Raw genomic sequence first — 24507 nt, forward strand, 5'->3', positions numbered from 1 at the left:
AGGACGTCGCCCCAAGCCGAGGGGGCACAGGACGTGCCCTCCGAGGCGGTTCGTACGGAACAGGCAGGTCGAGTATACGATTGGGCGAGACAGGGCGCAGGCGGGACGGTCTCTCCGAGGGGACTCAAGTGTGAGTTTTTAGAGGTCCCCTTTAGGTCGACTTGACAGGTAAGGAGTGGTTTTATGATACAACCGATCTTTGTTGACGTTGCCATCTTAGGAGACAGCTCCCTCGAGAGCCATTTGACCCGCTCCGTCCTTCCCGACAACGTCGTTGTGAAATTTCACACGATCGACCCCAAGGTTCTCTCAGACACAAGCTCTATCTTTTCACCGGAAATCGCCGGGCTTCCCGACATCCTTATCCTCGATTCACTTGGAGACCTTTCCTTAGAGGACCTAAAAAACTCGCCTTTCGTGAAAGCCACCGAGAGGGTCGTCTGCGCCTCCCCCAAACAGGCGGCTCTACTGAACGGTTTGCTGGAAAGTGACAGCGAGATTTTTACCCATATCTGGGTAAAACCTTTAGATTTGACCTCCGACAGAACGCTGCACTTTATATTCGCCCGACTGGTACACTACGTTATACAGGCCAAAAGGCTGGAGACCTGTAAAATATACCTCGACACGTTGATAAACAGCGTTCCCGACCTGATTTGGTTCAAAGACCTAAAAGGTTCCCATCTGAAGGTCAACAGAGCCTTCGGTCAGGCCGTAGGAAAGACCCCACAACAGTGTGAAGGCCGAGGTCACTACTATATATGGGATATCGAGCCCGACGAGTACGCCACCGGCGAGTACGTCTGCCTGGAGACCGAGGAGGAGGTCATCCGCCGAAAGGAGACCTGCCTGTTCGACGAAATGGTGAAGAGCAAGAACGGACTGCGCCAGTTTAAGACATACAAATCCCCTCTGATAGACTTTAGAGGGGAGATGTTCGGCACAGTAGGAATAGCGAAAGACGTCACCGACATGCAAAACCTGAGTCGGGAGCTGGAGGTCATACTTTCCAGCATTCCCTTTGCGACGGTTATGGCCGATGAACAGGGTTCGGTGGTCTACTCGAACGACAGGTTCTGCGAATACTTCGGCCTCTCTAAAAAAGAGGTCATGGGTTTGCGGTACGAAGAGATATGCGAAAAAGTCCTCAAAACGTCTATCGAAGAGCTTGAAAACAAAGATATGCTGAAGATATCTGCGACGCAAGGGGGAAAAACACGGATCCTTAGGGCACAGCAACAGTCGGTTAGCGACATATTCGGCAACCATTTTGGGTACTTCCTGATGTGTCTGGACGTCACCGTGGAGCAGGAGCTTCAAAATAAAATTCAGCACAGCGCGAACACCGACTTTCTCACAGGGCTCTACAACCGTCGCTATTTCTACGAGAAGGTAAAAGGCAGGATCGGCGAGGGCCCTGTCAGTGTGGTCTACTTCGATCTGGATAATTTTAAGAATATAAACGATACCTACGGACATATGTCGGGGGATCGTGCACTGATAACCATGGCGAATGCGCTGAAAAAGGCCTTTCCACAGGACCTCATAGCCCGTATAGGCGGAGATGAGTTTATAGTGGCTCAATTCGCCGTCTGCAACCTTACGGACAGGAAAACGAAAGTAAATAAGTTTATAGAGCGGCTAAAACTGGAGTTCAACGCAAGTCCTCAGTTAGCTGCCCTCTCGACCAGTGCGGGCATAGCCTGCACCAGAGATAATAAACTTGACGTCGACACTCTGATTTCACTCGCAGACCAAGCGCTTTACGCCGCCAAGGCAGAGGGAAAATCCTGCTGTGCCGTCTACGGCGAAAACTAGCCTAAAAGGATGGCTACACTTACGTCACCTAGTGGTATCATATAGTTAGACGATTTTACGGAGGGACTTTCATGATAAGCTACGACTCTTTAGTTGAAAAGATGGACCGATATATACTGGAGCTATCCCCAAAAGCGATAGCTTTAAGCGACTACATGGCGGCCAACCCCGAGCTAGGGGGCCAGGAGTTCAACTCCAGCAGGATGATGGCCGACTTTCTTAGAGAAGAGGGGTTCTCGGTGGAGATCCCCTTTCTGGATATACCTACAGCCTACAGAGGAAAGGTCGGAGAAAAAGGACCGATCGTAGCCCTCATGGCGGAGTACGACGCTCTACCTGGATTAGGACACGCCTGTGGACACTGTCTCAGCGGATCTATGAGCCTTCTGGCGGGATCAGCCCTGGCTAGGATCGCCGACGAAGCGGGAGGAGCCATCTGGGTCGTTGGAACCCCCTCGGAGGAGACCGACGGAGCTAAGGTGACCATGGCAGCCTCGGGGCTGTTCGACTCGGTGTCACTGGCTATGATGATCCACGCCAACGCCGACACATCTTTGGTCAGATACCGTTCCATGGCTATGGATGCCCTGGAGTTTAGGTTTAAAGGCAGAGCCGCCCACGCCGCCGGATCCCCTTGGGAGGGACGAAACGCCCTCAACGGGGTTCAGGTTCTGTTTCACGCACTGGACATGATGAGACAGCACGTTCCCCCGGACGTGAGGATGCACGGTATCGTGACCGACGGCGGAGACGCACCTAACATAGTCCCCCAGACCGCAGCGGCTAAATTTTACTTTCGCTCTCCGACAAGGGCCTACCTGAACGACATGATCCAAAAGGTTCTCGATTGCGCCAAGGGAGCGGCTATGGCCACCCAGACCGAGGTTTCATGGGAGAACGTGGAGTTCAGCTTCGACGAAATGGTGCCAAACGAGCCGGCGGAGTCAATGATGGAGGGGATATTCTCCGAGATGGGGATCCCTTTTGAGCGACCTGGATCCCCATCTGGCTCCAGCGACGTCGGCAACGTGTCCCAGAGGTGTCCAACACTTCAGCCAGAACTGGCCATAATGGACCACTACGCCGCCCACCACACCGTGGAGTTTGCCCAGGCGGTCACCACCGAGAAAGCCCATAGGGCCCTCGTTACAGGGGCAAAAATCATGGGCCGAGGGGCTATAAAGACCTGGCTCGACGGTGATCTAAGAAAATCCATGGGTTCGGTGGGATAGGGTAAAGAATACAAGGAGGAATCCTATGTCGGGACGGAGCTTTTTCAGATTAACGCTAAAGGACGTCGAGGCTGGCAAAGGAACCAGACTTAAACGAACCTCGTTTTTTCTCTTCATCGCGATGGCGGTGTTCGTGGCCTTTCTGTCCGGTCAGCTCTGGATGGACAAAAGAGCCATAGGGAGGCAGGAGAACTCCTTCAACCGACACCAATCCCGACAGATACTCATAGCCCGACAGGCCATGGAGGACCATCTCAGGTCCATAATAAACCGGATATCCATTCTGGCTGCCACGACGGTATCCGAATCCCTAAACCTGGACTCTTTCCAGTTCATCGAAGACGGAATGGCCACCCTTGTCAGGGCCAACGACGACGTTATCGCCGTCCTTTTTCGGCTGGACGCACAAAAAGACAGGGTCTTTAGCTACCACCGGCCCCTATCTCCAGGAGCTAAGGCTCAGCAAATAGGCCGTGAAGCGATGGACATGGATAACTTTATCTCCACCGGAATGGCGCCTATAAGGGTAGACGACCTACAGATCGTCGAGAACAGGCCTCTTATGACGGTGCTTATGAATATATACTCCGCCAAAGGTGAAAAAAGAGGCCAGATGGCGACGGTGATAGACCTATCCGCCGCTATAGGCCGCTATATGGTTCCACTCCGAGGTGGAAACAACGGAGTAGCCTATCTGCTGGACCACAGGGGAGAGATCGTCTACCACCCTCTGAGATCGATGGTCGGCAAATCGGTAGAGAACGTGATCTACCCCGATGATCTGGACAAAAGGTCCTGGAGGGCCATGTACGATCAGCCCAGCGGCCAGGGGAGCCATATAGAGATAGGCCCAGGAGAGACCGAGATAAGGAAGCTGGTGGTGTGGGACACCATCAGGATACTCAACCAGAGCTTCGTCCTGGTTCTATCCACCCCGGACAAGGATATCGAGATAGTGGTAAGGGAGGACAGGGCACTACGGTTTCTCCTCGGTATATTCCTGGTAGGTACGGTGGCCATATCCCTCCTGTGGTGGACCGAGGTCTCCCATCAGAAGGAGCTAAAAAAGAGCGAGGCCCGATACCAGGCCATAATAGACGACCAGTACGAATTGGTGACCCGTTTCACCCCTGACGGGACCTTCACCTTCGCCAACGACGCCTATTGCAGGTTCTTCGGACTGATTCCTTCGGAGGTAATCGGGGCTCACTTTGGGGACGTAAGACCGGAGGGAGACGTGGAGATAATAACCTCTCTTTTCAGGTCAATATCGCCGGAGAATCCGTCCAACATAAACGAGGAGAGAATAGAGCTTAAGGACGGCTCCATAAAATACCTGAGCTGGAGCAACAGGGGAATATTCGACGGGAACGGCAAGCTCGTTGAGGTTCAGGCGGTAGCGAGGGACGTGACGGACAGAAAGAAAATGGAGATGGCCCTTCAAGAGGAAGCCCTTCAGATGGAGAAGCTAAATCGAATAGCACAACAGCTCACCGCCACCGAATCGAGATCCGAACTGGCTAAAATGCTCCTTAACGCTCTGACCATGGACATGAAATTCCTCTCCGCGTCGCTTTCGCTGAGGTCGGAGGACGGATCGACGAAGATATTCGGTGAAGGACGGGCGGTCATAGAGGGGCTGGAGGGCGAAAAAGGGCACAGGACTTCGACTCCACTGGTTTTTCAGGATAAAGATCTAGGCTCTATAGACGTCATAACCAGATACCCTCTCGACGAGATGGAGACCAGGATGATCTCCATACTTGCGGATCATACCGCAGGTCTTCTGGAGCTCAAAGACATAATGGACAAGAGAACCCAGGAGGCCCTCGTCGACCCTCTGACGGATATATGGAACAGGAGGTACATACTTAAGCATCTCGAGATGGAGAGCCACAGGGTGAAAAGATACGGAGACAAAGCCAGCCTGGCCCTTATCGACCTGGGGGACTTTAAACTGGTGAACGACCTTCACGGACACGAGGCGGGAGACGAGACCCTCAGAAAGGTGGCAAAAATACTGGAGGAAGCCACAAGAAGCTCCGACATGGTGGCCCGATACGGAGGGGACGAGTTTTTAATTTATATGCCCAACACTTCCCCCCAGCAGGCCAAGGTGGTCATGACCAGGGCCGCTCAGATAGTCACGGTGAGGGATTTCCCCCATCCGATAGCCCTGGACTACGGGATAGCGGGCATTCCCGACGACGGCGACGATTTTCTGGAGGTCATAAAGGTAGCGGACCGACGGATGTACCTGTCTAAGGCAAAGAGGAAACAGAGCGTCTTCTCCTAGGGCTTGATTTTTCAGAAAAGAAAGTCATAATAGAGGTAGGTGAAGGGAGGGGATTAGGTGATTACCTCGGTAGGCAACAGCCGTTGGGAGTCCAATCAGAGGCTCTTCAGGAGAGTTCTGGAGAGCGCTGTCCCGATGCCCTTCGAGAGGATCACCGACAAGTCCCCTTTTCATAAGGCCGAGGAAGGCCAGGACAGGGTCGCCGCCGTTGGGATGGTCCAGAACCAGAGCGATAGATCTCAGCTTGAGTCCTGGTCGGAACACAGGGTTGACAGCACTATAGCCTCCTGCTGGGACGTTAGGCCTAATCTTTACCAACACACCCTGATCGAGGCGTCGTCCGGCAGGATAAAGCTACAGTACCCACCGGACGAGAACCTCACCAGGATCAGGGCCATGAAGGCCTACTGGTCTCAGGGCTTTGAGGCCCTAGGAACCTATTTTGACTCCCCGCTCTGACCGTAGAGCTGTCGATAGACGAAAAGATTGCCCATAACGTGTTTTACGTAGCCTCTGGTCTCGGTGAAGGGAACCCCCTCCATCCACAGATCCAGAGGCTTTTCTCCTGAGGTCCTATTCCACTTATTGACGTTGCCTCCCCCGGCGTTATAGGCCGCAAGGGCCCACTCCAGCCTAGGGTAGGTCTTCATCAGCCTGGAGATGTGGGCGGTCCCTAGGATTATGTTATCCCTCACGGAGAACACGTCGTACTTGCCCATTTTGACGGTTTCCGCCTCCCACTTAGCGGTTCCGGGCATGAGCTGCATGAGGCCCGAGGCCCCTACCCAGCTGACCGCCGACGGGTTGAAGGCGCTTTCCTGTTTCATTATGGACCACACTATCTCGGGCTCCATGGAAAACCTCTCGGCGATAGACTCCACATCGGGCCTGAAAGGCCTGGGATGGAGGAATCTAGCTAGGTCCTCTGGAAATCCCTTTCCCCCTACGGTCATAGACGCCAGAGGCCTAGCGGCACGGTAGGCCTCGTCCTCCTGGCCCATCCATCTGGCGAGCCACGCCCCGTTGTACCTCTCCAGAGGATCGGAGCTTCCCGCTCTTTTCATCTTCGAGTGGACGACGAACCCCCACCTCTCCAGCTCCGTCTCCACCCTCCTGAGCCCCTGCCCCTGTGGGTCAAACCCCAAAGAGTGGTCGGGGGCGGCCATAAAGGCGTAGACCGAAAGAGGATGGTTTTTAACCAGAGCCTTAAAGGTCTCGGCGGCTTTAGCGCTCTCCCCTAACCTCTCGAGACACTTCCCAGCCCAGTACAGATGCTCCGGCCTCGCCACCGATGCTTTGCGGAAAAAGCCTAGTGCTCCGGCGTAATCTCCGGCATCCCACCTTCCCCAGGCCCTGCGCCACAGGATATCGAGAGCCGGTCTTGACCCTGGGTGGTCTCTGAGGATTCGATCCTCCTCTTTTACCTTAGCTTCCCCTTTCAGGAGAGAGGCGTAGGACGCCGAGGCGGTCAAGGCGCCGTCTCCGGTCAGCTCCCTCGATGCCCTGTACAGAATCTTAAGGGCTTCCTCTCTGTGTCCTCTCTCTCCTATAAGGGATATCCGCCTAGTACCTCTGACGATAAAGTCGCTTCCCTCCATGAAAATGAGACGGGAAAGCAGAGGCAGCGCCTCTTTGTACCTCTTCAGACGATACAGGCTCATGGACCGATAGTAGAGGGCACTCTGGGCAAAATAGCCTGAGAGAGGTACCTGGGAAAGGTATTTTACCGCCTCTTCATCTCTGCCTATCAGGTAAGCGGCGTAACCTAGGCGATAGGATCGCTCCCGTGAAGGGGGAGCTTTTTTGAACAGATCCAGAGCCTTTCCGTTCAGAGCCCTGACCTTGAGCACCGCCGAGGCGTCCGAAAGGGAGGGATCGGGAAAATCCATCAGTTTCTCCAGAGTCTGGGCCTTTAAGGTCCCGTCGTCGGTAGCGTCCACCATGCGTCTCATCCATTTACGCCGTTCCTCGTCGTTGCCGGTCAGCCTGGACAGGGCAAAACAGACGTAGTAGGTCAGGTCCTTCGGCGGAGAGGAGAGGTAAAGGGCCAGCGCCGAGTCGTAGGCCTCCCTGGTCCTTCCGGTCCTCTCCAGGCCCAATACGTATAACATCTCCCCGTAGGGGGCGACCTCGGCGGGATAGATCTCCCTCAGGGTATCCATTACGTCGAGAGCGTCCTCCCACCTGCCTTGGGTCCATAGTCCGTTAGCTACGACCGACCTCTCCCTGGGGGAAAGGTCCTCGGAGAGCAAAGCGGTCAGATCGCTCCAGTTTCTCTCCCAGAAAAGACGGTCGACCTCCGAGGAGTACGCGGCCCCTATCGAAGAGTTGGCTAGAAAGGCCACCAAAAACGCCATCGTTGCGATAAACTTTCTCATGAAAAGCCCCCTTGTTTCTTTAGTTTTACATGCTGACGACAAACCGTGGATCACCTCAGGCAAAAAGAGATATAATCGAGGAGAACCACGTTAACGGAAAGGAGGATCTACCTTGATAAGTCGCTCCCTCATAGAGCTTATTTTCTCCTCCTCCAGCATAGAGAGGTGGAACGACCATCCCAGGCCGGTGCAGTTCACCGAGATGGCCAAACAAGCGCACAAGTTCATTATAGCCTACGTCATAGGAAGAGACGAGGAAGATCGAGGGGTTAACGTAGACTGGCAGAGCCTGATCGAAGGCTCTATTTTCGAGTTTCTCCACAGAGTTGTGGTGACCGATATAAAACCCCCTATATTCCACCGACTGATGGCGGACAAAACCCAAAGAGACCAGCTCAACCGGTGGGTTATGAAAAAGCTGACCCCCCTCCTAGCCCCTATACCGGGAAACCTGATCGATCGATGGGAGCACTATTTTCTCTCCGATAACAGGGAGAGACAGGAGAGAAAATACCTCCAGGCGGCCCACTATTTAGCGACCAAGTGGGAGTTCGACTTCATATGCCTGTGGAGCACCCCTATATACAGGATAGAGAGCACCAAAGATGAGATATACCGCCAGGTGATGGAGCACATGGACATCCAGGCTGTGAGAAAAATAGTCCAGGACGAAGGGCTGGCGGGATTCATCTCCCTGGTAGGTCAGCTCAGGTTCCAGAAAAGGTGGGCCCAGACCCCGAGGATACCTCAGACTTCGGTTTTAGGCCACCTGCTTTTCGTGGCGATACTCTCCTGGCTTGTGGTTTATGAGCTAGGCGGCTGTGACAGAAGGCTTTATAACGCGTTCTACGGAGGCCTTTTTCACGACCTTCCGGAGGTTCTCACCAGAGATATAGTCTCTCCGGTAAAAAGGTCCGTAGAGGGGCTGGAACAGATGATAAAGGACCTGGAGATGGAGGCCATCTCTCAGGAGGTATTGCCCCTTATACCGACCTCCTGGCACGACGAAATCCTGTCTTTCGTCAAAGACGAGTTCGAGAACCGAATAAAACGGGAAGACGGGACCAGGCTGATCCTACCGGGAGACCTGACGGAGGACCACGATAAAGATCATCTAGACCCTATAGACGGCAAGGTCATAGAGGGATGCGATAAACTGACCGCCTTTATCGAGGCCTCCGAGTCGATCAGGATCGGCATAAAATCGGGAGAACTCTTCGACGGCAAGAGAAATATATACGAAAAATACTACAACAAGACGCTAAACGGATATCCAATAGGTATCCTTTTCGACTACTTCCGATAGAGAGGAGCGACTAAAGTGAGCGATTTTGAGAAAACCCCGCCTTCAAACGACCACAGCGGGGACAATAAGTCCCCGCTGCTGAAAAGGTTTGGCAAAAACTTTGCCACAGGGCTTCTGGTTTTTCTGCCTCTGGCAATTTTGATCTTCATAGTCAGACTCCTGATACAGACCGTGACGGTTGTAGGCAAGACCCTCTTCGGCTTCACCGAATCGGTGGAGGCCACTATGGTGATCTTCGTCTTGCTGATCATGGTGATCACCTACGCCGGCAGCAAGTTCGCAAAGAGAGAGATATGGACGCTGAATTCCCTGGAAAAGGCCATTATCGCCATCCCTCTTGCGGGATCGTGGTACGAAACCATAAAGGACCTAGTGGGCTCTTTTACCGGAACGGGAAAAACCGACGCCTATCTAGGGGTCGTAAGGGTTCCGGTGGGCAGAGGTCACGTCCTGGGGTTCGTCACCAGAAAGGACACAGGCCCGGACGGAGAGGTCAGCCTGAGCATCTTCATGCCTACATCGCCTAACCCAACCTCAGGGATAGTCCTGTTTTTCAGGGAAGAGGACGTCCAATACGTGGACATAACCCCGGAACACGCCTTCAAGATAATCATATCCCTAGGTCTTAAGCGTTAAAGACCCCTGTGCTTATGTATTTATCCCCTCTGTCAGGGAGGACTGTGACCACAAGACCGTCAGGTCCAACCTCCTTGGCCAGTTTAAGGGCCGCCATATAGTTGGCACCGGAGGAGATACCGGAGAATATACCCCACCGGGCCAGAAGTTCTCTGGTTCCTTCCCAGGCCTCAGAGTCGGTCACGGTGGCAACCTCGTCCACCAAGGATCTGTCCAGGACGGGAGGTATAAACCCCGCCCCTATTCCCTGTATACCGTGAGGCGCGACCTCCCCGCCGGACAGAACGGGACTTGAGGCCGGCTCGACGGCGACGACTCTCATTCCGTGGTGGACCGGCTTCAGGGCCCTAGCGGTTCCGGTCAAAGTTCCGCCGGTGCCCACACCTGCCACAAAACCGTCGATCCGCCTACCCCACAGATCCTGAAGGATCTCCGGGCCGGTGGTCACCTGATGGGCCCAGGGATTCCCGGGGTTGGAGAACTGGTCCACCATAAGGGCCCTGGGATCTTCCTCGGCTATCTCCCTAGCCCTCTCCATAGCCCCAGCCATCCCTCTCTCCCCGGAGGTCAGCTCAAGTCTGGCACCGTAGGCGGTGAGAAGATCCCGTCTCTCTCTGGACATAGATTCGGGCATAGTCAACACCACCGAGAGCCCTAGGCTTCTGCCGAGCATAGCGAGGGCTATGCCGGTGTTTCCCGACGTAGGTTCCACTATCACAGTATCGTCCCTCAGCTCTCCCAGTTCCTCCGCCCTGCGAAGCATTCCCCATGCGGTCCTGTCCTTTATCGATCCCCCCAGACCGTTACCCTCCAGCTTCAAAGCGATTTCCCCTAGCCCCTCGGAGGGTCTCACCACCATCATTGCGGTCTTGCCTATAGCTTTGACGTTTATCAACTCATCGACTTTGTATCTCATCACGCGACCTCCTGTCCCCTGGACGACCCTAAAAGGGTGGCCATCTCGTCTATACGCCGCTCAAGTTCCTCTATCCTCCGAAGGAGAGGGCCCGAACCGTCCCTCACCCTGGCCTGTTCTCCTGTCACAGTAACACCAGGAGGAACGTCCTCCAGCACCACGCTGCCCGCACCAACCCTGGCTCCTTTGCCCAGCCGGATAGGGCCTAATACCTGAGTTCCCGCACCGATCACCACGTCGTCCTCGACGGTAGGATGACGCTTGCCGACCTCTCCTCCCCTTCCTCCCAAGGTAACGCCGTGAAACAGGGAAACGTTGTCCCCTATCTCGGCGGTCTCCCCTATGACCACTCCCATGCCGTGGTCTATGAAGAGACCCTTGCCTATAACCGCACCGGGGTGGATCTCTATCCCCGTCAACAACCGTCCTAGATGGCTTATTATCCTTGGGATAACCGGTATCCCCCTGCCGTGGAGACTGTGGCCCAATCTGTATATCCACAGAGCGTGAACTCCGGGATAGCACAGGGCAAACTCCGCCTTTCCCCTCAATCCGGTGGGCAGTGCGGGATCGTTTCTCCTTACTGCGTTCCAGTCCTCCACTATGGCGCCCCAAAAACCTCTTCTTTTATCTCTCATCTCTTTACCCCTCCTGAAGTACTATTCCGGCGGTCGGAGACGAAAAAAAACGGAACCGCCTAGGGCGATCCCGTTTAAGCCTGATAGATCAGGTATATATTCGTCGAGAGAGGACGTTCCGTCTCCGGACCGCAACGGGCCATATGCCCCGCAGTCCAGGACTGCGGTGGATTAGTCGAGAATCCACCGACAACAACAGTTGACGTCTATGAAACGAATCTTCATCGCTCGCTCTCTCCTTCTAGGTCTGTTTCGCCAGAGATTACCACAGATAGACCTAAACGGTCAAGGGTGTTGTAGAATATCCCCTGAGCAACGACAAAAGGGAATCTCTAAAAGCTCACATTTAGGTCCCCTCGGAGAGACCGTCCCGCCTACGCCCTGTTTCGCCCAATCGTATACTCGACCTGCCTGTTCCGTACGAACCGCCTCGGAGGGCACGTCCTGTGCCCCCTCGGCTTGGGGCGACGTCCTGTCGCCCCATTCGACTACACGACGGCATGTCGAGTATACGGGCTCAAATGGGCTACGTCGGGACGATCTCTCCGAGGAGCTGCGTTTTTAGAGACACCCCAAAGATCAGGAGGATGAATATGACCAAACCTTTGATAGCCATAGCTTCAAACCTGGAGTTTAAGGAAACTACGGAAAAAGTGGATCTCAACAGAGCCTATTCGGAAGCGGTTATGATGGCAGGAGGACTGCCGTTGGTGATTCCCATAACCTCAAACCCTAAAGACATAGAGACCTACCTTTCTCTGACGTCGGGTCTCCTGTTGCCTGGAGGGGTGGACATAGACCCTCTGGCCTTCGGGGAAGAACCGGTCCCAGGGCTTGAGGAGGTCAGGCCCGAGCTGGACGAGTTTCATCTGACCATCGCCAGGCTGGCTCTGGACAGGTCTATGCCGATCCTGGGGATATGCCGGGGATGTCAGGTCCTCAACGTCGCCGCAGGGGGGACCTTGATCCAGCACATAGAGCCTAAAGAGGGGATACTTAAGCACCGACAGACCGTAAGGCGGTTTCACCCCTGCCACTCCGTAGACACAGAATCGGGCACTCTGATAGAGTCGGTACTAGGCAAGTCTTTCGTCGTGAACAGCTTCCACCATCAGGCGGTGGCCACACCGGGCGAGGGAATGGTGATCTCCGCCAGGGCAAAAGACGGTATAGTCGAGGCCATAGAGAAGGATGGCTCCCCTTTCACCGTCGGTGTCCAGTGGCATCCCGAGGCAATGCTGGAGGGCGTAGACAGGTCGATGGCCCCCCTGTTCAGACGCTTCGTGTCGGCCTGTAGTTAGTCACGAGAGAGCCCAGGCGAAAAAACGCCTGGGCTCCACTAAGGCAGGACACAAACAAGACCCAATAGACGGTAAAATCAAACCTCTCCGAAAATTCGGAGAGGTTTGATTTTATTCGACCTCAGCTATCTCTTTTAGGACTGGTTTTAGAAACCTGACGCTCCTGTGTTTACGACCTAATATTCCAGGATCGAAGAATATAAGCTGAACCGGCTCGCTCAGGGTGACCCCAACCCTTACGCCCTCTCGGATATCGACAACCTGAAAGGCCGCCAGATATCTGGTACCCTGAAAAAGACCGCCTCTTTTGCTGAAGACCAAACCCTCTTCAGACTGGGAAAACAGGGAGAAATCCCTGGATACCATGGACCTCTCTATTCTGGGTATGACCACATCTCTGGGAAGGTCTATATCCAAAGAGGCCTCAAGCTCGGCGAAGGCACTGTCGAACAGGATCTTACCGACCGGAAAGCCCAGGCGGGAGGTTATCTCCGATCCGAAGGCAGCTCCACAGTGCAAAGATACGGCTAAAACTATTATACCTATGGACCTGGACAAAAAAGCACCTCCCGTCAAATCACGCCCTCGGCGAGGATAACCTTAAGGCTCTCCATGTCGAAGGTTTTAACCGTTCCCTTAGGGACCCCCAGAATGCAGTCTAACGTCCTTTCAAACAACTTCACCTTTCTCTCCATAAGCTCTATCTTATCAGGTGAATCGTCTATGGAGACGAAAAGAGCGGCCATAGACTCGCCGATACCGGTTCCCAGATGGACTATCAGCTCCGCTACGTCCTCGGGATCCTCTATGGCGAAAGTCCCCTCCTCCATGCCCTGGCCTAGCATACCCGCAAGGAGGGCTTTGTCCTTTTTCATGCTCCAGGACTTCATTTTGTGTCGAACTAAAAGGTTACTGTCGCTCCAGAAGGACCTTACGATAAACTTAAGCATCTTTGCGTTGTCCGATTTCCACTGATAGGCGATCCTGAATGCCTGGTTTAGCTTTGATAGCCCATCTAAATTCGACTCGGCTATCTCGCCTATTTGCCGATAGACCGGAGCCAACATTTCCCTCACTAATTCATCGGCCAGATCGGCCTTGGATTGAAAATAATGGTAAAAACTGCCCTTAGACGCACCGGCGTCCTGGATAACCCTGTCCACCGAGACCCTGTCGTAACCGTCCTGTAAAAAAAGCCTCCTGGCCGAGCCCAGAATATCCCCTCTGACGTCCCGACCTTCTCTCTCTATCAAACCGATCACCTCCACCTATCCCAGACCATCGGTCTAGACCTAGGTATAGTGTATGCGATAAACTCGAACCGGTCAAGAAATATTAGACACAAAAACGGATGCCTTAGGAACATTACTTCAGTGACAAAAGGACTAAATCAAGGGAATAGAGATAACGTCTTTAGGTAATATCTAAGAACTCTAATCCTCGGAGAGATCGTTCCGACGTAGCCCAGAGCCCGTATACTCGACCTGCCGTCGTGTAGTACGAATGGGGCGACAGGACGTCGCCCCAAGCCGAGGGGGCACAGGACGTGCCCTCCGAGGCGATTCGTACGGAACAGGCAGGCCGAGTATACGATTGGGCCAGGGCGTCGTAGACGTCGGCGGAATGGCACACTAAAGACAGGTCCTCCGACGGGTACAGGTCGAAACCACCGGATTTCTCCATTATGAGCCTAAAATAGCCTTTTGTCCTCTGGATATGGCCTCCGGTGGTTTTATCCCTGTATTCCGCCAGAAGGGCCATGCTGTCTATTATGGACTCCCAGTGGCTCCAGATATGTACACAGAGACTATCTACCGCTGGCGATAGCATAGGACACCTCGTCGTCCAGGGTAAACCGACCGGTCAGCTCCTCCAGCCTTTTTACCCCCTCCGAAAGCCTCTCAGCGTTTAAAGCGACCTCCTCGGAGGCCTGGGTGGTCTCCTGAGACGATCCTCTGATACTCTCCATCCTGTCCACCACAGTGGATATATCACCCTCTATGGTCTCCACGGAGGCGACTAACTTTCCGGTTGAGAGGGCCTGATCCTCGGCGGTGATCGCCATCTCTCCTATAGATTTCACCAACAGGTCGACCTCGTTCAAAAGCTGAGACAGGGTATCGCTGGCCCCATCGGCACCTTGGATAACATCTCTCACCACCTGTTCGACCTCGTCCATGGCGCCGGTGGATATGGTGGCGTTTTTCCCCAGAGACTCCACCAGTTTTTTGACGTTATCCGCAGCCAGGTTGGACTGCTCCGCCAGCTTTCGGACCTCCTCCGCCACCACGGCGAACCCTCTGCCGTGTTCTCCTGCCCTGGCGGCCTCTATGGCGGCGTTCAGGGCCAGCAGGTTCGTCTGATCGGCTATCTGGGTTATGGTGTCGATAAATCCGGTGATGGATTGGACCGAACGGTCCACGTCCCGTAAGACCTTCGCGGCACGGCTGGTTTTATCCCCGACATCCTTAACATTAGCGGCGACAGACAGGACCTGCTCTCCCGCATCCTTGCCCTTTTCGGACAGGACCTTGGCCGCCTCGACCCCCGCTTCAGCGTAGGAAGCGACCGATGAGGCCCCGTTGGAGACATCCCTAACGACGAGGCCGGCGTCGCCGACACAGGAAGCGGTTTCCCCTAGGATAGAGGACATCTCCTCGATGGAGCTTCTCACCTCCTCCATGGAAGCCATGGCCTCCTGGGACAGGGCTGTGAGGCTCTGTGAGGTGTGATCGGTGGTGGAGGCCTCATGGGATAGCTCTCTTATAATCTCTTTGAGGCTTATCTCCATGGTGGCCAGAGCACCTACCATGTGACCTATGTCGTCTTTGTAGTCCAAAAGCCATTTAAGGGACGAATCGAAGCGAAGATCGAGGGAGGATATTTTGCCGAGGACCTGGGATACCCCGCCGATACCTCTTGTGGTCTTACCGACGATGAAGAAAGTGGTGATACCTATGAAAGCAAGGGCGATGAGTGCCCCTATGATACCGTTGATAAGGATCGACCTAGCCCCGGCGAACACCTGATCTTTAGGTAGCGTTATCTGGATGGACCAGGGCCTGTCGTAGCCCTCTATAACGACGGGTCTAAAAAAATGTAGCGACTCCTGCCCTGTTATGACGGAGACGCTTTCGGACCGGAACTCCTGGCCCGAGGAGATGGCGGCGACCACCTCGGGGGAGGGGACAACCTTGCCGATCAACTCCCTGTCCGGCGTGGCCACGTAGACACCTTTGTCGGTGAATATACCGGCATATCCCGACCCCATAGGCTTTATGGACTGGATCATGTCCTGAAAGACGTCCAAAAAGACGTCGACCCCTGTGACACCGATAACCCGCCCATCCAGCCTTATAGGAACCGCCACCGAAGTTCCTGTGACCTTAACCCCACCAGAGGGAGTCCAGGAGTAGGGCTTCAGCACGACGGTCTTTCCGGTCATTATAGGGACCTCGTAAAAATCGCTTCCCTCGTAGTCGACCATAGGCCTGGATCCCACACCTTTTTCGGTCATAAAGGCGTAAGGAACGAACCGGCCGCTCTTTTCGTCGGTGCCTGGCTGCCCTATAGAGCCTCTATCGTCGCCGTCGTAACCGTTTTCCCTGAACCCCGCCCAGACCCCGTTTACGTCCGACGAGCCCTCCGCCATGGTCCTTATGATATCCATAGCCAACCCTCGATCTGCCCCTGATTTGGAGAGGGAGGCCATCACCTGGGAGAGGTCCTGAGCCCTGGCGAGGGCCTTGCCGAGATAGGACGAGACCTCCGTAGCGTACCGAGCGGACATTTCCTCCGCCAGGGAGACAGCCTCCTCCCGAGCGCTGTCCATGGACTGGGAAGTCACCATATAGACGGCGACGAACAGCCCCAAAGAGGCCAGAGACAGGACACCTAAAAACAGCTTAGCCCTTATGCTCCACCTGCTCATACCGCTACCCCTCCTTTACATACTACCGTCAGATCGTCTCTCAGGGAGATGGGAGGAGTTTTGGACAGCCTGTAGATCATAGGGACAGGCCTGGAGAAAGGGGAGAGGCCGGATCTTGGTTCATCCAGGGCTAACGGCCCCTTCCACCTTATCCACCCCAGTGACTCAAACCATCTGGTCTCCTCGGTGGTCATCATTATCAGGTCGTACCCTGCCCCTTCGTAGTAGCGGCAGACTTCCATAACCGTCATCCTTCCGTAACCTCTGCCCCGATAATCGGGATGGGTCGCCAGTGCGGTAGGGCAGGCCATCGTAAAAGAGCCTTTTCCACCGATGGAGAAAGATCTATCCACCACCATACAGTGGGATATAAGGAGGCCGAGTCCCCTTTTCCCCACGAAATGGATCCCATCGGAGAGCGAGGGGTCGGGATAACCGCCCTCTTCTTCTTTAAAGGCGAGCCTACAGAGCTCTTTTATCTCTTTTTTCTGGTAGGCCCCTAACTCTTTTCCCGATCGAACTAAAAGTCGAAAATGATCCAAAATGATTCCCCCTTAAATTGCGCAGACAAGGCGATCCAGGTCGAAGGTCTTTATAGACCCAGTGGGAACGGCCAGGAGCTTCTCTATGACTCTGTTGTTAAGCTCAATCTTCCTTCGGAGGGTCCTAACGGTCTCTCCGTCGTCGTCGAGGGAGAGAATGAGGTTGACCATCGACTCCCCCAGGACGTTCCCGAAGTAGAAGACTACGTCGGCGACGTCCTCCGGTTCGTCCAGGTCGAAGATCCCTTCCTCTTTTCCCTGGGCGAGTATGGAGATGAAAATGGGCCTCATCCTGTGGGAGGTCCAGGATATGAGCTTATGCCTCAGTAGAACGCTCTCCTCGGTCCAGAAGGAGCGAACTATAAATTTCAGTGCATCCAGATTATCCGCCTTCCACTGGGAGGAAAAGGCAAAAACCGAGTTAAGCTTCTCCAGTGCCCCTAGATCTGAACGCACAATCAGCTCCAGAGCCTCACATCCAGGGTCTATTATTTCCCTGACCACACAGCTTAAAAGGTTCTCTTTAGACTTAAAGTACCTGTAAAAACTTCCCTTGGATATCCTGACCTTGCCGATAATCTCGTCTACCTGTGTGTTTTCGTAGCCTCTGTTGAAAAACAGTTCCTGAGCGGTAGCCATTATCTCTCCTCTGATGTCCCTATCCCTTCGTCTCATAAAAACCCTCCTGCCACAGCTCAGTTTCTCTCGCTAAAAAACGTCGATAAAAAGGCTTTCAAAGAGCCAATCGTCCTTCACTCTCTCCGGAGATCCGCAAATTCCGCCTCTCTCGCAATTAACTTTAAACAAACTCACAACGAAAGCCCTAACACTCCCCAAACACCCATATCTCCAACACCTCCTATATAGACTTTCGGTCTAGACCGACGGTCTATGATATATCACAGAAACGCCCTCCGGTCAATCCCGTCGCAGGGATATCCCTTCAACAAATCAGAGGGGGAGGCATCCGCCTCCCCCTCTGATTTACGTTTTCTCAAAATGGCACGTATAGGCCAGACGATCGCCCCATCTGGATTTAGCTTTAAAGCCAACCCTTCTCGCCAGACCAACCACCGACGAAAGGCCCTGATAGTGAGGGTCAAAAACCGTCTCGGTGATGGAGAGAATCCCTCCTGGCCTGAGGGATTTAAAAATCTCCTCCATAGCCTCTCTCCTCCTGGGTATCTCGCCTAAAACCTGCGAAAGGACAACTCGATCAAACCGGCCTTCCGGCAAAGCCCTCTCTCCAAGACCGGCGACCACGTAGGATATATTCTTCACCCCTTCACAGGAGGCTTTGTCCTTAACTTTATCCACCATTCTCCGCTGTAGGTCCATGGCGGTCACCTTTATCGAGCCAGACAAAGCTCTGGCAAGAGGCAAGGTCAACCGTCCAGAGCCACATCCAGCGTCCAAAACCACCATACCAGGACGAAGATCAAGCCGAGACACCACGAAATCGGAGCGAGCAAACCTGGCGAAGGGGTTTTCAACTTCGATCATACAAGACAGGCAGGATGGCATAGGGAGGGAGTAACGCTTAGATAAAAAACGCCACAGGACGAAGGAAAACACACCTACACCTAGGATCGACAGGCCCCAGATCATCGGCCCTCCTGAGGCCTGCCTAAAGGCATGGCGTAGAGAAAGGACTCTTCGGAGGGAAGACCGAAAGCGTCCTTCAGCTTATCGCCGTCGATGCCGCCGGACGCCAGGGTCCCCAGCCCAATGGACTGAGCCTGAAGATATACGTTCTGGGAGACGTGTCCCACCTCAGCGTGGACACAGAACTCGGCGGCGTCGCCAAAAGTTCCCCTGAGGTCGTCATATCGCCCTGATATCAACAAAATAGCGGGAGCGGACATTATCCAGGGCTGACGGATGGCGGTCATTGTCCTGTCCTTTGCGGGACCGTCGAAGACCGGTACCAGCCTATGTCCAGGCTCGTATCGGTAAAGCCCCTGGCTCAATCCATCCACCTTCTCCGCCACCACGTAGACCGTCAGAGGATAAAGGGCCATGGCGGAGGGTGCGGCCCTGTGCCCCTTCTCTCGGTCGGTCACCCCCTGAGCGGACCACAGAACCTGAGACAGGTCTTCCATAGAGATCGGCGTATCCTGAAAGGACCTTACGGACCTCCTGCTTGCCAATGCTTCCTCGACGGATATCCCGCCGGAGAGAGCGGGCTCAGGGAGGGATATCGCCGATCTATCGGAGTGGGAGAGGGACTGGGACCTCGACTTGGCAAAAATAAAGGGGGAGAACTTCCAAAAGCAGAAAGAACCTCCCACAACGATAACCACAAGGGATATAACCCCGAAGTAGAAGAAAAAAGACCTCATACACAGCACCTCCGTTATATAGACTATCGGTCTATTATACATCCTATCCACTCACAGCATTATCGATAAAAAAACTCAGAGTGCAGGCATAAATACAGGAAAGATAGAAAAGCCCAACGTCTCAAACCTGTGATATGATGCGACATTATTCTGGGGAAACGGGGGGTTTTATCTTTGAACATAGAATATCTGTCTCAGCTGCCGCTTTTCGGCTCTATCGTGAACGCCCTGGCTATATTGGCGGGAACCGCGTTCGGCCTGGTGTTTAGGTCTGCCCTGCCGGAGAGGGTCACCGCATCGGCCTTTCAGGCTATAGGGCTGGTCACCCTGTGGCTCGGCATGTCGATGGCGGGAGCGACGTCGAACATACTGATATTGGTGCTGAGCATAGTGATAGGGACCATAGCAGGGGAGTTTTGGGACCTAGACGGCAAGCTGAGGAGCGAGGCGGAGTCGCTTCAGAGGAGAATAGGGGCTTCGGGAAACTTCACCGAGGGTTTTATGGCGGCGACGCTGCTTTTTTGCATGGGGTCCATGGCGATCCTTGGCTCCATAGAGGAAGGACTCGGCCAGTGGCCCAAGCTGCTTCTGACAAAATCCCTCATGGACGGCGTAGCTTCGGTGGCCTTCGCCGTATCCTTAGGGGCAGGGGTGGCTTTGTCCGCTCTGTCAGTCTTAGTCTACCAGGGAAGCCTTACATTGGCAGCAGGGGCACTTCAACCTTACCTGACCGACGGAATGACGTCGGAGATATCGGCGGTAGGTGGAATCATGCTGATAGGTCTGTCTCTGGGGATCCTGGAGATAAAGAGGATAAAGGTCATGAATATGCTCCCCGCCCTTCTGGTAGCGGGCATATTGGCCATATATATGATATAAGCCGAGGGCATCCCCTCGGCTTGATTTATATGTGCTTCCAGTGTTTGAAGCCCTCTCCCACTACCTCCGCTACGTCCGCTAAAATTATAAAGGCCTTAGGGTCGACGGAGACCACGAAACGCTTCAGATCCATAGCCTGTCTGCGATTGACCACGACCATTATCATGGTCCTTTCGTCGCCGGTATAGGCTCCCGACCCTTCAAGGAGGGTTGCGCTTTTATTCATGTCCTCGACGATAAACCGCCGGACCTCCTCAGGGCAACCGGTTATCACCGAGACCTGCTTCCTGCGATCGAAGGATTTGAGGACGTTGTCTATCGTCAGGCTCTCGACGTAAAGCAGTATACCTCCAAGGAGAAGCCTCTCCATATCCACGACAAACCAGGAGAAAAGCAGTATGGTTATGTTGATATAGAAAGAGTACATTCCGACATCAACTCCCCACTTCTTTCTGGCGGCCATTACCAGGACGTCGGTCCCGCCGGTAGACGCTCCAGCCTTGAAAACAAGGCCGATGCCTAACCCTCCGAGTATACCGGAGAGTATGGCGGCGAGAAGCATGTCGTTCAGCATGGGGTACTCGAAAAGCTCAAAAAAAGCCACCGCACCGGAGGTTAGCATGGAGACGTAGAGGGTCCACAGCACAAACCTAGGCGATAGGACCTTCCACCCCCACCCGAGGAGGATGAGGTTCCCTATAGCTATGACCCAGGCGGGGGATATATCCCAGACGTACTTGGTGAGCAGAGCTATACCGGCGAGACCGGCACCGGCAAAGCGGTATGGAATGGTGAGAGCGACGATAGCGAAGCTCATAAATATAGTTCCTAAAGTGGCGAGAAAGAAAGTACTCCATTCCTTACGAACAAGTTCCATCCCACGGGACCAAAGGCCCACAGATAACCGAGCTGACATCAAAAGACACTCCTCCTAAATACGAATATACGACAAGCTCAGTCCTGCTACTAAAAACCTAACTACAAGGAATAGGTATTTTCCACTACCCTAACGGGGTATTATACCCTATAATATGGCTAGGATTTAGAGACAGGAGGGATAACCATGAACCTGAGAAAGATAATAACACTGGCAGTGGTAATTTTCATCATCGGTGGAACTTTGTACATGAAAGGTCACAAAGGTCCAGAGAGTCCCGACCAGGCCTACGCCCAGGTTTCGGGAGAGTATCCGGAACTGCTCGACTTAGGGGCCCCTGGCTGACCTGCCTGCGTCGAGATGGCGCGAATCCTGGAGGGATTCGAGAAAGACTACACAGGGGTAGAGGTGTCCAAGATAAACCTGATGGAAAACATGGACTACGCCAGAAAGTACAACGTCAGAGTGGTTCCAACTCTGGTGTTCCTGACCCCTGAGGGAGAGATGCTCTACCGCCACGAGGGGATTATGTCATCTGAAGAGTTACAGTCCAAGTGGAACGAACTGGGCTACGAGGTTCAAAAAATAGAGTAGAGAGGAAGGTTTCAATGGGTGATATTTTAGGAGCCGTCCAGACCAGCCTATCCAGCCTTGGCTGGGGGGCTATGGCGGCGGCCTTCGTATGGGGCATCTTCAGCGTCCTCCTCAGCCCCTGTAGCCTGGTGAGCATTCCTCTGGTGGTAGGCTATATACAGGGACAGGGCGGGAAAGGCACCAAAAACGCCCTGGCTATATCGGGGGCTTTCTCTATGGGTATCTTCGTCAACATAGCCCTGGTAGGGGTAGTTATAGCCTCCGCAGGTGCTCTTATGGAGAGCCTCAGTTCAACGATGAACTACATAGTCTCGGCGGTGCTTTTCGTCTTCGGCCTCCATCTGCTGGACGTCATAACCATTCCCTGGTTCGTGTCGGGATCTATAAAAGCGGGAGACAGGAGGGGGCTAAAAGGGGCCCTGGCTTTAGGTGCCCTGTCGGGCATGGCTCTAGGGCCCTGCACCTTCGCCTACATGGCCCCTATGTTGGTGATAGCCATGAAGGCCGCGACCTCCAGCGTAATAAGGGGTATCTCTTTGGTGGCTTTTTACGGCCTGGGCTACTGTGCGGTTATACTGGCGGCGGGGACCTTCGCCAGCCTGTTAGAGGGCTATTTGAGCTGGTCGGAAAAAGGCAGAGGAGCGTTTATAGTGAGCCAGATATGCGGCTGGCTGGTTATCGCCGCAGGCAGCTATTTCCTCTACATCGCATAAAGAAGGTCCCTGGGCTTATCCCAGGGACCTTTTGCTCAATCACTTCTCAAAAGAATCGAGAGATATCCCTTCGATGGATAAAAGCCTTTTTTTAAGCCCAAGCCCACCGGAATAGCCCCCTAAGGTTCCGTTGGACCCGACGACCCTGTGACAGGGGATTATCACCGGGATAGGGTTTCGGCCGTTAGCACCGCCTACCGCACGGCAGGCCTTGTCGTTGCCCATGGAGAGGGCCATTTCCATGTATGACCGGGTCTCTCCGTAGGGGATTTTTCGCAACGCCTCCCAGACCTGAAGCTGAAAGGGGGTTCCTTCAAGGGAGAGAGGCAGGTCAAAGACCTTAAGCTCACCGGCGAAGTATGCCTTGAGCTGGTCGGTAGCGTCTTTCAGCTTTGCCGGAGATTTTTTCCAGACGTTGAATATGGGAACAGGGGCCTTAGTACCCTCGTAGAGCCTCACCAACTTAACGCCCTTTTCGTCCATAGCCACTAAAACGCCGCCCCAATCGGTTGAAACCTGATCGTAAAGAAGCATTACTTAAGCCCTCCCATGATATTGACCATCCATCCGTACAACACCGGAATATGCTGAGGCTTTAGGGCAAAAGTAGCACAAGCTCCCATCGCCACAACACTGTGAAGTATCGATAAAAAGCCCTGAAATCTCTCCCTTAAGGCTATGTAGGCCAGTGCCCACTGGCATACTCCCATCCCTATCAAATAGAATATGACCGGGCTGGTCACCTCGGGCAGATGGGTTATAGCCCTTATTTTAACGATGGTATAGGCGGACCAACCGGTCAGGAAATAAGCCTGAGCCATAAAGAGAACCAGATCTACCGCCACCTTGAGGGCCCTGTTGCTCATCGCTCCTCCTGCCATCTCGCCTACTAGCTCACCTTTCACCAGAGATTCTCTGATTCCCTCGACAAAAGGGGTCACAAACCTGGCGTACAGCACGGCGATTATATAACCCCACAGGGTCATGGATAATGTAAATGAAAAAGCCCTCAAAGCTACACCTCCTCCAGAGAGTATTCCAACGAACCCAGGCCCATAGCTTCCCCATAGCGAAGCTGTTCCATGTGGTCTATCCTGGGATACAGGTCGGAAAAGACGTCCCTTCCGGCACGACTGTTTATGAGGTCGAGACAGGCCTTGTCCAGGGCCACCGGGTCGGTAGAGGAGAGGAAGCCGACGTCGCCGATGACTCTGTCATCGCTCCAGGGAACGCAATCACACTGGGGAGTGATATCCACTACGAAGTTCAGATAGACCGTAGGTCTTTTTCTTCCCGTCACCGCTCCTAGGGCGTACTCGGCCATCCGCCTCTGAAAGAGGGGGAGGTCGGTGCGCCAGTCAAGGGATATAGCCGACGCAGGACAGACCGTCAGGCACTCCCCACATCCGATACATAGCTCGACGTCTATGGACGCCTTGTGATCCCCCATAGAAACCGCCTTGGTGGAGCAGCTTCTGTAACATCTTCCACAGCCTATGCACCTTTCCCTATCCACCGACATCCTGGCGGAGTGCTGGTCTTTTTTGCCCTGAGCGGGAGCACAGCCCATAGCCAGGTTCTTGACTGCCCCACCAAAACCTCCCATTACGTGGCCTTTGAAATGGGAAAGCACCACCATGCCATCGGAAGCCACTACATCTGAGGCTATTTTCACCGACGAAAAAATCTCTCCCTTTACGGGAATTTCGACGAAATCGTTGCCTCTTAGGCCATCGGCGATGATCAAAGGGGCTCCTGTCACCTCGTAGCCAAAACCATGTTCTAACGCGGTGACCAGGTGATCCACCGCGTTCTTTCTGCTCCCGGTGTAAAGGGTTCCAGTATCGGTGAGAAAGGGCTTTCCTCCCTGCTTTTTTACCCAGTCTGCCGCTTTTCTCACGAAAATAGGACGTATAAAAGAATCACAACCGCTTTCCCCGAAATGCAGCTTAATTGCGGTCAAATCCCCTTTTCTGACCGACTTACCTCCCGCCGACTCCAGGAGTCGGACTATTTTACTTCCCTTGTTATCCTCCGCTGTTTTTGACCCTATACCGCAGAAAAATACCTTTGATGCCAAAGGGCATCCCCCCTTCACATAAATAACT

General features: G+C 53.9%; 26 protein-coding genes. 11 read left to right on the forward strand and 15 right to left on the reverse strand.

Features of this window, described 5'->3' with window-relative positions:
• Nucleotides 1-183: 183 nt before the first annotated feature.
• The 4 genes from B9Y55_RS04755 (at nucleotide 184) to B9Y55_RS04770 (ending at nucleotide 5805) form a co-directional block, all read left to right on the forward strand.
• Nucleotides 184-1818, forward strand: a complete 1635-nt coding sequence (locus B9Y55_RS04755) for a sensor domain-containing diguanylate cyclase (RefSeq protein ID WP_085544226.1) — start codon at nucleotides 184-186, stop codon at nucleotides 1816-1818.
• Between the two features lie 71 nt (nucleotides 1819-1889).
• Nucleotides 1890-3050, forward strand: coding sequence for a M20 family metallopeptidase (locus tag B9Y55_RS04760; RefSeq protein ID WP_085544227.1), 1161 nt, complete (start codon nucleotides 1890-1892; stop codon nucleotides 3048-3050).
• Nucleotides 3051-3075: 25 nt separating this feature from the next.
• Nucleotides 3076-5346 carry a sensor domain-containing diguanylate cyclase gene (locus B9Y55_RS04765; RefSeq protein ID WP_085544228.1) on the forward strand — a complete coding sequence of 757 codons (2271 nt, stop codon included), beginning with the start codon at nucleotides 3076-3078 and terminating at the stop codon, nucleotides 5344-5346.
• Nucleotides 5347-5403: 57 nt separating this feature from the next.
• Complete coding sequence (locus B9Y55_RS04770; RefSeq protein WP_085544229.1) at nucleotides 5404-5805, forward strand: hypothetical protein; 402 nt, start codon at nucleotides 5404-5406, stop codon at nucleotides 5803-5805.
• On the opposite strand, the gene B9Y55_RS04775 is transcribed toward B9Y55_RS04770, so the two are convergent.
• On the reverse strand, nucleotides 5784-7724 hold the full coding sequence (locus B9Y55_RS04775) for a lytic transglycosylase domain-containing protein (protein ID WP_085544230.1): 1941 nt from the start codon (nucleotides 7722-7724) through the stop codon (nucleotides 5784-5786). The two genes, B9Y55_RS04770 and B9Y55_RS04775, sit on opposite strands and share 22 nt — an antisense overlap.
• Nucleotides 7725-7836: 112 nt before the next feature.
• Between B9Y55_RS04775 and B9Y55_RS04780 the strand changes: the two genes are divergently transcribed.
• Together B9Y55_RS04780 and B9Y55_RS04785 are read left to right on the forward strand one after the other, a co-directional pair.
• On the forward strand, nucleotides 7837-9030 hold the full coding sequence (locus B9Y55_RS04780) for an HD domain-containing protein (RefSeq protein WP_085544231.1): 1194 nt from the start codon (nucleotides 7837-7839) through the stop codon (nucleotides 9028-9030).
• A gap of 15 nt (nucleotides 9031-9045) precedes the next feature.
• On the forward strand, nucleotides 9046-9666 hold the full coding sequence (locus B9Y55_RS04785) for a DUF502 domain-containing protein (protein WP_085544232.1): 621 nt from the start codon (nucleotides 9046-9048) through the stop codon (nucleotides 9664-9666).
• Here B9Y55_RS04785 and cysK read toward each other — a convergent pair.
• Both cysK and cysE read right to left on the reverse strand, forming a co-directional pair.
• Complete coding sequence (gene cysK / locus B9Y55_RS04790) at nucleotides 9656-10582, reverse strand: cysteine synthase A (protein WP_085544233.1); 927 nt, start codon at nucleotides 10580-10582, stop codon at nucleotides 9656-9658. The genes B9Y55_RS04785 and cysK overlap by 11 nt on opposite strands.
• Nucleotides 10582-11220 (reverse strand): serine O-acetyltransferase, encoded by a 639-nt coding sequence (gene cysE / locus B9Y55_RS04795; protein WP_085544234.1) that lies wholly within the window; start codon nucleotides 11218-11220, stop codon nucleotides 10582-10584. Before cysE ends, cysK begins: the two co-directional genes overlap by 1 nt.
• Before the next feature lie 593 nt (nucleotides 11221-11813).
• Here cysE and B9Y55_RS04800 point away from each other — a divergent pair.
• On the forward strand, nucleotides 11814-12521 hold the full coding sequence (locus tag B9Y55_RS04800; protein ID WP_159448232.1) for a gamma-glutamyl-gamma-aminobutyrate hydrolase family protein: 708 nt from the start codon (nucleotides 11814-11816) through the stop codon (nucleotides 12519-12521).
• Between the two features lie 111 nt (nucleotides 12522-12632).
• Here B9Y55_RS04800 and B9Y55_RS04805 read toward each other — a convergent pair whose 3' ends face one another.
• The 8 genes from B9Y55_RS04805 to B9Y55_RS04840 all read right to left on the reverse strand — a co-directional run bounded on the left by B9Y55_RS04805 (nucleotide 12633) and on the right by B9Y55_RS04840 (nucleotide 19336).
• The gene (locus tag B9Y55_RS04805; protein WP_085544236.1) at nucleotides 12633-13079 is read right to left on the reverse strand and encodes a hypothetical protein; all 447 of its coding nucleotides are present in this window, start codon (nucleotides 13077-13079) and stop codon (nucleotides 12633-12635) included.
• Nucleotides 13080-13093: 14 nt separating this feature from the next.
• The gene (locus B9Y55_RS04810; protein ID WP_159448233.1) at nucleotides 13094-13774 is read right to left on the reverse strand and encodes a TetR/AcrR family transcriptional regulator; all 681 of its coding nucleotides are present in this window, start codon (nucleotides 13772-13774) and stop codon (nucleotides 13094-13096) included.
• A gap of 160 nt (nucleotides 13775-13934) precedes the next feature.
• Entirely contained in the window at nucleotides 13935-14351 is a 417-nt protein-coding gene (locus tag B9Y55_RS04815) for a hypothetical protein (RefSeq protein ID WP_085544238.1), read from the reverse strand.
• Nucleotides 14329-16452: a methyl-accepting chemotaxis protein gene (locus tag B9Y55_RS04820; RefSeq protein WP_085544239.1), complete on the reverse strand. Its 2124-nt coding sequence runs from the start codon at nucleotides 16450-16452 to the stop codon at nucleotides 14329-14331. The genes B9Y55_RS04815 and B9Y55_RS04820 overlap by 23 nt, the downstream gene beginning before the upstream one ends.
• The gene (locus tag B9Y55_RS04825; protein WP_159448234.1) at nucleotides 16449-16994 is read right to left on the reverse strand and encodes a GNAT family N-acetyltransferase; all 546 of its coding nucleotides are present in this window, start codon (nucleotides 16992-16994) and stop codon (nucleotides 16449-16451) included. Before B9Y55_RS04825 ends, B9Y55_RS04820 begins: the two co-directional genes overlap by 4 nt.
• Before the next feature lie 12 nt (nucleotides 16995-17006).
• Nucleotides 17007-17669, reverse strand: a complete 663-nt coding sequence (locus B9Y55_RS04830; protein ID WP_085544241.1) for a TetR/AcrR family transcriptional regulator — start codon at nucleotides 17667-17669, stop codon at nucleotides 17007-17009.
• Between the two features lie 309 nt (nucleotides 17670-17978).
• Nucleotides 17979-18602: a class I SAM-dependent methyltransferase gene (locus B9Y55_RS04835; RefSeq protein WP_085544242.1), complete on the reverse strand. Its 624-nt coding sequence runs from the start codon at nucleotides 18600-18602 to the stop codon at nucleotides 17979-17981.
• A complete protein-coding gene (locus B9Y55_RS04840; RefSeq protein WP_159448235.1) occupies nucleotides 18599-19336 on the reverse strand; it encodes a SagB/ThcOx family dehydrogenase in 738 nt (245 codons plus the stop codon). Before B9Y55_RS04840 ends, B9Y55_RS04835 begins: the two co-directional genes overlap by 4 nt.
• Before the next feature lie 174 nt (nucleotides 19337-19510).
• Between B9Y55_RS04840 and B9Y55_RS04845 the strand changes: the two genes are divergently transcribed.
• Nucleotides 19511-20215 carry a DUF554 domain-containing protein gene (locus tag B9Y55_RS04845; protein WP_085544244.1) on the forward strand — a complete coding sequence of 235 codons (705 nt, stop codon included), beginning with the start codon at nucleotides 19511-19513 and terminating at the stop codon, nucleotides 20213-20215.
• A 25-nt stretch (nucleotides 20216-20240) separates the two neighbouring features.
• Here the strand turns inward: B9Y55_RS04845 and B9Y55_RS04850 are convergent, their stop codons facing one another.
• Nucleotides 20241-21131, reverse strand: coding sequence for a YitT family protein (locus tag B9Y55_RS04850; RefSeq protein ID WP_085544291.1), 891 nt, complete (start codon nucleotides 21129-21131; stop codon nucleotides 20241-20243).
• A 147-nt stretch (nucleotides 21132-21278) separates the two neighbouring features.
• Between B9Y55_RS04850 and B9Y55_RS13205 the strand changes: the two genes are divergently transcribed.
• The 3 genes from B9Y55_RS13205 to B9Y55_RS04860 are packed head-to-tail and all read left to right on the forward strand — an operon-like array spanning nucleotide 21279 to nucleotide 22399.
• Nucleotides 21279-21437: a hypothetical protein gene (locus B9Y55_RS13205; protein ID WP_159448236.1), complete on the forward strand. Its 159-nt coding sequence runs from the start codon at nucleotides 21279-21281 to the stop codon at nucleotides 21435-21437.
• 15 nt (nucleotides 21438-21452) lie between these two features.
• Nucleotides 21453-21686: a thioredoxin family protein gene (locus tag B9Y55_RS04855; RefSeq protein WP_085544245.1), complete on the forward strand. Its 234-nt coding sequence runs from the start codon at nucleotides 21453-21455 to the stop codon at nucleotides 21684-21686.
• Nucleotides 21687-21700: 14 nt separating this feature from the next.
• Nucleotides 21701-22399 (forward strand): cytochrome c biogenesis CcdA family protein, encoded by a 699-nt coding sequence (locus tag B9Y55_RS04860; protein ID WP_085544246.1) that lies wholly within the window; start codon nucleotides 21701-21703, stop codon nucleotides 22397-22399.
• A gap of 39 nt (nucleotides 22400-22438) precedes the next feature.
• Here the strand turns inward: B9Y55_RS04860 and B9Y55_RS04865 are convergent, their stop codons facing one another.
• Genes B9Y55_RS04865 through B9Y55_RS04875 form a run of 3 tightly spaced genes read right to left on the reverse strand, consistent with a single transcriptional unit; the run spans nucleotide 22439 to nucleotide 24479 of the window.
• Nucleotides 22439-22933, reverse strand: coding sequence for a methylated-DNA--[protein]-cysteine S-methyltransferase (locus tag B9Y55_RS04865; RefSeq protein WP_085544247.1), 495 nt, complete (start codon nucleotides 22931-22933; stop codon nucleotides 22439-22441).
• Complete coding sequence (locus tag B9Y55_RS04870) at nucleotides 22933-23412, reverse strand: hypothetical protein (RefSeq protein ID WP_085544248.1); 480 nt, start codon at nucleotides 23410-23412, stop codon at nucleotides 22933-22935. The genes B9Y55_RS04865 and B9Y55_RS04870 overlap by 1 nt, the downstream gene beginning before the upstream one ends.
• 2 nt (nucleotides 23413-23414) lie before the next feature.
• Nucleotides 23415-24479: a DUF362 domain-containing protein gene (locus B9Y55_RS04875; protein WP_200806623.1), complete on the reverse strand. Its 1065-nt coding sequence runs from the start codon at nucleotides 24477-24479 to the stop codon at nucleotides 23415-23417.
• Between the last annotated feature and the right edge of the window lie 28 nt (nucleotides 24480-24507).

The sequence above is a fragment of the Dethiosulfovibrio salsuginis genome (genome assembly GCF_900177735.1).
GTDB classification, from domain to species: domain Bacteria; phylum Synergistota; class Synergistia; order Synergistales; family Dethiosulfovibrionaceae; genus Dethiosulfovibrio; species Dethiosulfovibrio salsuginis.